The organism is Embleya sp. NPDC025285 (assembly GCF_055558835.1).
The window spans coordinates 1-6,903 of record NZ_JBVHLU010000214.1; the positions used below are offsets into that span (position 1 = coordinate 1).

Sequence of the window (6,903 nt, forward strand, 5' to 3'; positions counted from 1 at the left end):
GGCATGGGGGTGGGCCTGGCCCACCCCCATGCCCACAACCGGCGTGTAGTCGACGGTCATGTCCCGGTCCGTCTCAACCGGCGCGTCAGCCAAGTGCCATCAGACCACCGCGCCGAGGCAGCAAGGTGGAACCTCGTTCACAGCCTGAGCGATCCCGATTCCTGATCGAGTCGTTGCTGCCCGAGTCGGTGCCGGGGCGGCCTCGTGTTCCGGATCGGCGGGCGTTGTGCGGGATCCTGCGTTCAGCATGAATACGCCGACACAGCGGAAGGGCCGGACTCGCCTGCCGGTGTCGGGGCTGGTTCACGGCCGACCCGGGGCAACGCGCCCCGGGTGCCGACTCGTTCGACGTGCTCACGCACCAACGGGCGATGCGAGGGGGGACGACGGCGCCGCGACCGGCTGGACGCGCGTGCTGAACAGCAGGGCCCGGATCGGCGCCGAACCGTCCGGGGACTCCGCGAGGCCCGCTGCGGCGACCGTGAGCCGGCCGTTGTCGTACGCGATGGCGGTGGGCCACTGCGCCTCGCCCTTGGGGGCCTTCGGCAGTGCCAGCCGGGTCCACCGGTCTCCGGTGATGGTGTAGACCTCGTACCCCTCGCTGCGGTGCATCGTCAGCGCGGCTATGCCCGTCGGGGTCGCCACTGCCTTGACGACGCGCATGTCTTCCACAGGTGCGGCGGCCTGCGTCCACTTCCGCCCGTCGAAGTGCCAAAGCAGGGGGCGCTCTTCGCCGGCGGTTGGGTCCTGCATGAAACCGAGCGCCCAGATGTCCTGGGGGCTCCGCGCAAGCAGCGAGGTCACCCCGGCCCACAGACTGTTCCCCTCGAACGGCAGCGGCACGTAGTGCCACGTTCCGCCGTCGAAGTGCGCCAGCGGCGGGGCCTGCCCCTCGTATGCGTGGCCGGCCACCCACACATCGTCCGGTGCGACGGCGGCCACCGCGCCGAAGCCGCTCCAGCCCTCCACCTTCGGCTCCGGAAGCGGTGTCCGCGTCCATGCCTCGCCGTTCCAGTGCTCGACGATCGGCTGCTGGGGCGGGGACCCTCCCGGACCCTCCTCCGCGTAGTCCACGGTCCCCACCGCCCACGCATCGGTGGCGCTTACCACGTCCACGTCCGCGAGCAGGCCGCTTCGGATCCCGGGCGGAGCCGGTGCGGTGACCGCGTCCCAGGAGTCCTTGCGGGAGACGGCGGTCGGGAATCCGCCGGCGACGGGGTCGAACGTCCCGACGGCCAGGGCGGAATCCGGGGAGGCCAGGTCGACGTCCCGCAGCGAAACCCCCGCCCCGGGCGTCTTCACCGTCGACTGCCGCCACATGCCGGTGTCGCGGTCGCGGGACAGGACCGCGGGAACACTGTCGACGACACGACCATTCTCGCGGATGTAGGCGCGGCCGGCCCCTACGCCGCCGCCGGCATCGTCGAACGCCAGGCCGTGCACCATCACGTCACCGGGCTTGATCTCGGTCGTCCGCCACGGCGTCAGCGGCGGCCCCGCCGGGGCCGCCGGGGCCGCCACCGTGCTCAGGCTCAGGATCAGCACAACAAGAGGTGCACTGCGGGACAGGACACGCATCGTTTCTCCAGTCACCGGGCAGCCATTGCCCGTCCCCCTGTTACTGTCCGACCCGCAGCTGCCGTTGCCCCCGGGAGTGACTTTTGTTCGGCTCCTGCCCCGCTGACCCGGCGGACCACGCCGAGCCGCCGAGCCGCCGAAAGCCTTCCACCCGCCGGGCCGGCGCGCACATCGGCAAGAACGCGCGGACGTCCTGACCAGCGCGGTCGGGTGTTCCATCGACAGGAAGTTGCCGCCGCGCACGACCTCGGTCCAGCGCACGACGTTGTGATCGCGTTCGGCGAAGCGGCTGATCCCGACGTCGCTCGGCAGGGCGCCGAGCACAGCCGTGGATGCATCGCCGTGTGGCTTGTGTTGTCCCGGTTCGCCGGAACCACCACCGCACCAGGTCGTCCGGTGCGCCTGCAAGGCGGGTGAGTGCGCAACGACGCAAGGCAGCGCCCGAGGCGAGGCGGTGTTGCGCAAGGCCGCACGATGCGGTGTCGTGGCCGGCGGGTGTTTTCGGGCAGCACGAAGTGAGCCCTGGCCGACACGCGCGGGGGCAACAGGGCGCTCACATAAGGGAATCGGGGCTCCGGCGGAGCGCGGGCCGGCCGGGAGGTTCGGGGGCCGGGAGGTTCGGGCGGCCGGGAAGTTCGGGCGGCCGGGAAGTTCGGGCGGCCGGCCACGCGAAGGGAAGCCCCTCGCGTGGCCGGTCCGGAGGTGGTGATCACGAGCCCACCCGGGTCCGTCGGGCTCAGGAGGCGTCCCGGCTCGGTGAGGCGACGATCGCCGTCAACCGGTCGGGAGCCAGGCCCGGTTCGGATCCGTGAAACTCACCCGGAGGAGATATCTGCGCGATTCGAGGTCGGCGCACAAGACCGAGCCGCCGAGGCCGCAGCCGGTCGCGTTCGCGACCTCGACCGCCTCGTCGTCGGCGACGGCGACGGCGACGGGGTAAGCGACCGCGACCGAGCCAATGCGCTCGGTGTCGGGCGTGTCCGTGCGCCGGGGACTGATCCAACCCGCCTTTTTCGGGTCCAGCAGGTTGTCGACGACCCGATTCGGGCGCCGCACGGGGCATCGATGAACACGTTGGTGTCCACAGGCGGGGCTACTTGGCGTTCTGCGTCCCCGTGCAGGCCGAGCCCGGCGCAACAAGGTCGCGGATCAGGACCGCGCCCGCGTCCGGGTCCGCCACCGCGAAGGCCAGGCCGGTCGTCACGCCCGGTTCCCGGGTGTACTCGACGTCCCAGCCGACGATGCCGACTTCGGCCAGGGACCGCTCGGCGAGCGCGCGGGCGTCGGCGACGGTCATGCACAGGCGGCTTCCCTCGTGATCGCCGACCAGCCTGGCCAGGCGCCGCACCTGCTCGATCGTCGCGCCGTGGTAGGTCGCGTCGTTGTCGGGCACACCCATCTCCAATGCGATGCACGCGTCCTGCGGGCTGCGATCCGTGGGCTGCGGCACGACCATCAGGTCGCGGCTTCCCTTGGCGGTGCACGCGACCAGGGCCGGCACGGTCGCCGCGCCGGGCGCGTCGCTGCCCGGCAGGGACATCCGGCGCGCGGTCTCGGTCATGTCCGGCCAGTACCGCGCGCACGCCTCCTCCGGGGTCTGCCCGGCCTCGATGTGTGCCGCGTAAGCGAACTTCGGCTTGGCCGTGTACTCGTAGGAACACGAGGCCTGCGTCGGAAATTTGGGGCGCACCGGCGAGTCGTCGATCAGCACCGCGGCGGCGGTCGCCCCCGCGACCGCGAACACCGCGACGGGCGCACCGACGCGCCACGCCAGGCGCTTGCGCCGAGACTTCGCCGCCGCGGCCGGGCCGCCAACGGCCGCGCCCTCGAACTCGCGCAGGAGGGCCGCGGACATCGCCCGCGCCCGGTCGTGCGGCAGGCTGCGCTCGGCGGGCGCCGGGAACATGGCGCCGAGTTCGGCGCGTACCGGCGCGTCGGTGTCGGTCGGGTTGTTCGTCATCGGAGGTCCTTTCCGGGCCGGGCGGCCGCGGGGGTCGGGCGGCCCGGGGGCCGCGATGCGGGGACGGGGTGCGGTGCGGCTTCGCCGGGCGAGAGCGGGGCGTCCTGCGCCTGCGGGCCGAGCATGCGCTTGAGCTTGGCGCGGCCCCGGGAAAGCCGGGAACGCACCGTGCCCTCCGGAATGCCGAGCGCCTCGGCGGCGGACGCCGAGTCCAGGCCCGCCCACACGCACAGCGCAAACACCTCGCGTTCCGAACGGCGCAGTGTCGCCAGCGACCGCCGGACCTTCGCGATGGTCTCGGTGTCGTCGATCCGCCCCACCAGGTCATCGGCGAAGTCCGGCACCGACTGGTCGTGCGGCATCCGGGCCAGCGCCGCCTCGTGCCGGCGGCCGGTGCGGCGAACGTTGCGCACGACGTTCACCGCGATGCCCAGCAGCCACGGGCGCAGGGAACCGCCTTCGGCGTCGACCCGGCCGCGCAGCCGCCATGCCTCCAGGAAGGTGAGGGCGACGACGTCCTCGGCCGCGGACCAGTCGCCGGTGGTCCGGAAGGCATGGTTGTAGACGGATTTGGCGTGTTCGGCGAACAACTCTTCGAAGGCGTACGGGTCACCGTCTTTGACCCGCGCTCGCAAGTTCATCTCCACGCCCCTGAACTGTCCGCGGTCACCCGACATGCTCCCGATATGTGACCCGGGCCACTCCGCCCGGTATCGGAGTCACGGCTTCCACGTACACGCCCGCCATCGGGTCCGCGGACTCCGGGCGGTCTCAATCCCCCGGAGTCCGCGGACCACGAACACGATCGACCTCATCGACCGCGACCTCGCCCACCATTCAAGGCTGTTGCCCCTGCAAGCCCCGTTTCGGGGCGGCGGCGATCAGGCCACCGCACCCGAGATCGCCCGACAACTCCCGGACACCCGCCCGACATCCCCTCACCCTGACCGACGCCACCGAGACCTACACCCTCGGCGCGGCCATCCGCTGGGCCTGGACCTGCACCACACCCGCCACCACCCGCAAAACGGCCGACCCCCACGTCACGCCCGCCGACGTCCTGGAGGACATCGCCACCGGCCGACGGCGTATCCCCACGACGACACCGCCTCGTGGCCGAAGTGACCGGCGCCGAGACGGCGACGGCCCCGTTACCCGACCGGTTTCGGGGCCACCACCGCACGCATTCCGCCGGGATGGGCCGCTCAGCACTGCGAGGCGTTGCTCGCCTCTGCCTCGGTGCCCCAGAAGATCAGGCGGCTGCCGCCCCCCTCGATGTCGATGCACGCGGGCGAGGGGCCGTAGGTCAGCGTCACCGACGCGCTGATGCCGAAATCGCACGCGTTCTCGATGGTGGCCCAGCCGGGCCCCTGGGGACCGAGCACCGCACAGTCGGCGGCGACCGTCGCCGGGGCGACGAACGTGTGGGTCACGGCGGATGCACCGGGTGCGCCCGAGCACAGGAACAGGGCTGACAATCCGGCGCACATGGCTGCACGGACGGTGGAACGCATGCGGATCTCCTCTGAACGACTACCAGAAGTGATCATTCAAGCGCGAAACGTGGCCAATGGCGGGATGGCGCGCACAGCCGAGCCGGTCTGCCTCTTCTCCCTCGACGAGCAGACCGACGCAGGGGCCATCATCGTGGGCTCTCGCCGCAGCAGCCCGTCAGCCGGTCGGATCGGCGTGGTTCGAGTGCGCGCCGGCCGAGCCGGTTCTCAGCCCTGCTCAACCCGGTCCGGGTCCCGCAGAAGCCGAAGCCCGCCGGGCATCTCGGACAGGAGGAACGAGTACCGTGCAAGCAATTCGACGTGGTGGCGTACGAACGGGGAAAGCCGGGCGACGTCCTGGTCCGCCACGGCGAAGCCCTCGGCACGGAGCCGGGTGAGGGCGCCGTCCATGTAGCGTCTCGAACGCGTTCGCTTCGGGTGGAATGTCGTGATGTACGGCGGCCCGACGCAGCTCTTTATAGTCCAAGATCGGATTTGAACAGGTATATTACTTCGTATCGCCGGCGATCGACGTCGGCAACCATCGCGTCCGTCACGCCGGCGCCGGCGGCAATCCTGGTGTGCGTGTCGATAACGGCGTTCACAAGATCCCGAGCCGGTCCGGACACTTCCCTTCCGGAGAGGATCTCGATCTCGGCTGTCGCTGCAAGGAGGTTGGCGTCCTCCGAACGGCTCCTTTGACCGGACAGCGCCTGGGCGTAACTTGCGCTGATCGACCTCAGGTACTCGGCGTATACATGTCGCTTCGCATCGCCGAGCGAATCCGCTCGTTGCCACTTGCGGTTGCGCGATGCCTGCGCCTGCTGGAGAGCACCGCCGATCAAGACGCCCATCAGGGTCCCAATGACACCTACTACGACGGAGCCCATCCCCACTCTCCTGGCATCCTGTCGGCCGTCGCTGAACTATGGGAGGCAGCCTAATCCGTTGCCGACGGGGGTGTCTTGGCGTCCGCGGTGCGGACGGCGATCCGGCCGAACGTCGGCATGCCGAGGCTGACGGCAGTAAATCGACGCGCCGCTTCGCTGTCGAGCTGAACCAGGTTGTCGTGGGCGCCGGCTAGGCAGACATGCAGACCGTCGACCTCGCCCAGCCATGCCTCCCGCTCCGCCTCGACGATTCCCACCATGATCCCGCCGCGATCCTCGCCGGGAAACACACTGTAGAGATCGGCGATTCTTCGCATCGCCAGGCCGGGCAGGTAGGCCACTTCACAGCCCGCGTCGCGGGCACCGTCAGCGGCACGTCGCCGATCGAGGCCGCTGGTCAACGATCACCGCCACCCCTCCGGTCGCACGCCGCACCATCTCGCCCAGGCATTGGGTCGCCGGTTGGGCCGGGACCTGACACCGGACGGCCTCGGTCTCCGGACAACCTCCCGCCCACCAGGCGAGGATGTGGGACCGGAGGTACAGGCCCCACCACTGGGAATCCCAGCGCTACTACCTCCAGTCCTACGCCCTGGCACTCGAGTCCGGGACACCGGGTCAGGACGCGTTCGCGATGCGCACGATGGCCCAACAGGGCATGAAACTCGGCCTCGCCACGGTTCCGCCCATCTGAAGAACCGCAGAGTTCTCGGCAAGGTCCGCACGAATGCGAGGTGGGCAACCGCGCCGGCGCGGTGCGGGTCCGTCGGTGCTCACGAAACGGGAAGTGTCCCGCTGACGCCCGACCTTGTCGGCGGACCGCTGCTCGGGGGCTGCCCTGGCTTCCTGATGCCTACACACCACAGGCCGTCCGACGTGCAAGCTTCCTGACGCATGGATCTCGCGGGGGGGGGGGGGGGGGGGGGGGAGGGGGGGGGGGGAGGGGGGGGGGGGGGGGGGGGGGTGGGGGGGGGGAGGGGGG

7 protein-coding genes and 2 pseudogenes are annotated in these 6,903 nt (G+C 70.9%); 1 reads left to right on the forward strand and 8 read right to left on the reverse strand.

Annotated elements, in window-relative coordinates:
• Positions 1 to 354: 354 nt before the first annotated feature.
• From ACZ4FV_RS51270 to ACZ4FV_RS51305, 8 genes and pseudogenes are all read right to left on the reverse strand, one after another.
• A complete protein-coding gene (locus ACZ4FV_RS51270; protein ID WP_465328264.1) occupies positions 355 to 1,578 on the reverse strand; it encodes a hypothetical protein in 1,224 nt (407 codons plus the stop codon).
• Positions 1,579 to 2,352: 774 nt separating this feature from the next.
• Complete coding sequence (locus tag ACZ4FV_RS51275) at positions 2,353 to 2,634, reverse strand: hypothetical protein (RefSeq protein WP_465328265.1); 282 nt, start codon at positions 2,632 to 2,634, stop codon at positions 2,353 to 2,355.
• A 37-nt stretch (positions 2,635 to 2,671) separates the two neighbouring features.
• Complete coding sequence (locus tag ACZ4FV_RS51280; protein ID WP_465328267.1) at positions 2,672 to 3,538, reverse strand: hypothetical protein; 867 nt, start codon at positions 3,536 to 3,538, stop codon at positions 2,672 to 2,674.
• On the reverse strand, positions 3,535 to 4,179 hold the full coding sequence (locus ACZ4FV_RS51285) for an RNA polymerase sigma factor (RefSeq protein WP_465328269.1): 645 nt from the start codon (positions 4,177 to 4,179) through the stop codon (positions 3,535 to 3,537). The genes ACZ4FV_RS51280 and ACZ4FV_RS51285 overlap by 4 nt, the downstream gene beginning before the upstream one ends.
• A 564-nt stretch (positions 4,180 to 4,743) precedes the next feature.
• Complete coding sequence (locus ACZ4FV_RS51290) at positions 4,744 to 5,052, reverse strand: hypothetical protein (RefSeq protein WP_402238883.1); 309 nt, start codon at positions 5,050 to 5,052, stop codon at positions 4,744 to 4,746.
• Between the two features lie 207 nt (positions 5,053 to 5,259).
• Positions 5,260 to 5,448, reverse strand: a pseudogene (locus tag ACZ4FV_RS51295) (hypothetical protein); the annotation flags it as partial.
• A 59-nt stretch (positions 5,449 to 5,507) separates the two neighbouring features.
• Positions 5,508 to 5,921: a hypothetical protein gene (locus ACZ4FV_RS51300; protein ID WP_465328271.1), complete on the reverse strand. Its 414-nt coding sequence runs from the start codon at positions 5,919 to 5,921 to the stop codon at positions 5,508 to 5,510.
• A 275-nt stretch (positions 5,922 to 6,196) separates the two neighbouring features.
• Positions 6,197 to 6,341 (reverse strand): annotated as a pseudogene (locus ACZ4FV_RS51305) (IS110 family transposase); the annotation flags it as partial.
• Between the two features lie 106 nt (positions 6,342 to 6,447).
• Between ACZ4FV_RS51305 and ACZ4FV_RS51310 the strand changes: the two are divergent.
• Entirely contained in the window at positions 6,448 to 6,615 is a 168-nt protein-coding gene (locus ACZ4FV_RS51310; RefSeq protein WP_465328272.1) for a hypothetical protein, read from the forward strand.
• The last annotated feature ends 288 nt before the right edge of the window (positions 6,616 to 6,903 follow it).

Bases quoted from the DNA above. Each gene is read 5' to 3' on its own strand.
- ACZ4FV_RS51270 (WP_465328264.1), bottom strand. From the start codon at position 1,578: ATGCGTGTCCTGTCCCGCAGTGCACCTCTTGTTGTGCTGATCCTGAGC.
- ACZ4FV_RS51280 (WP_465328267.1), bottom strand. From the start codon at position 3,538: ATGACGAACAACCCGACCGACACCGACGCGCCGGTACGCGCCGAACTC.
- ACZ4FV_RS51285 (WP_465328269.1), bottom strand. From the start codon at position 4,179: ATGAACTTGCGAGCGCGGGTCAAAGACGGTGACCCGTACGCCTTCGAA.
- ACZ4FV_RS51290 (WP_402238883.1), bottom strand. From the start codon at position 5,052: ATGCGTTCCACCGTCCGTGCAGCCATGTGCGCCGGATTGTCAGCCCTG.
- ACZ4FV_RS51300 (WP_465328271.1), bottom strand. From the start codon at position 5,921: ATGGGCTCCGTCGTAGTAGGTGTCATTGGGACCCTGATGGGCGTCTTG.
- ACZ4FV_RS51310 (WP_465328272.1), top strand. From the start codon at position 6,448: ATGTGGGACCGGAGGTACAGGCCCCACCACTGGGAATCCCAGCGCTAC.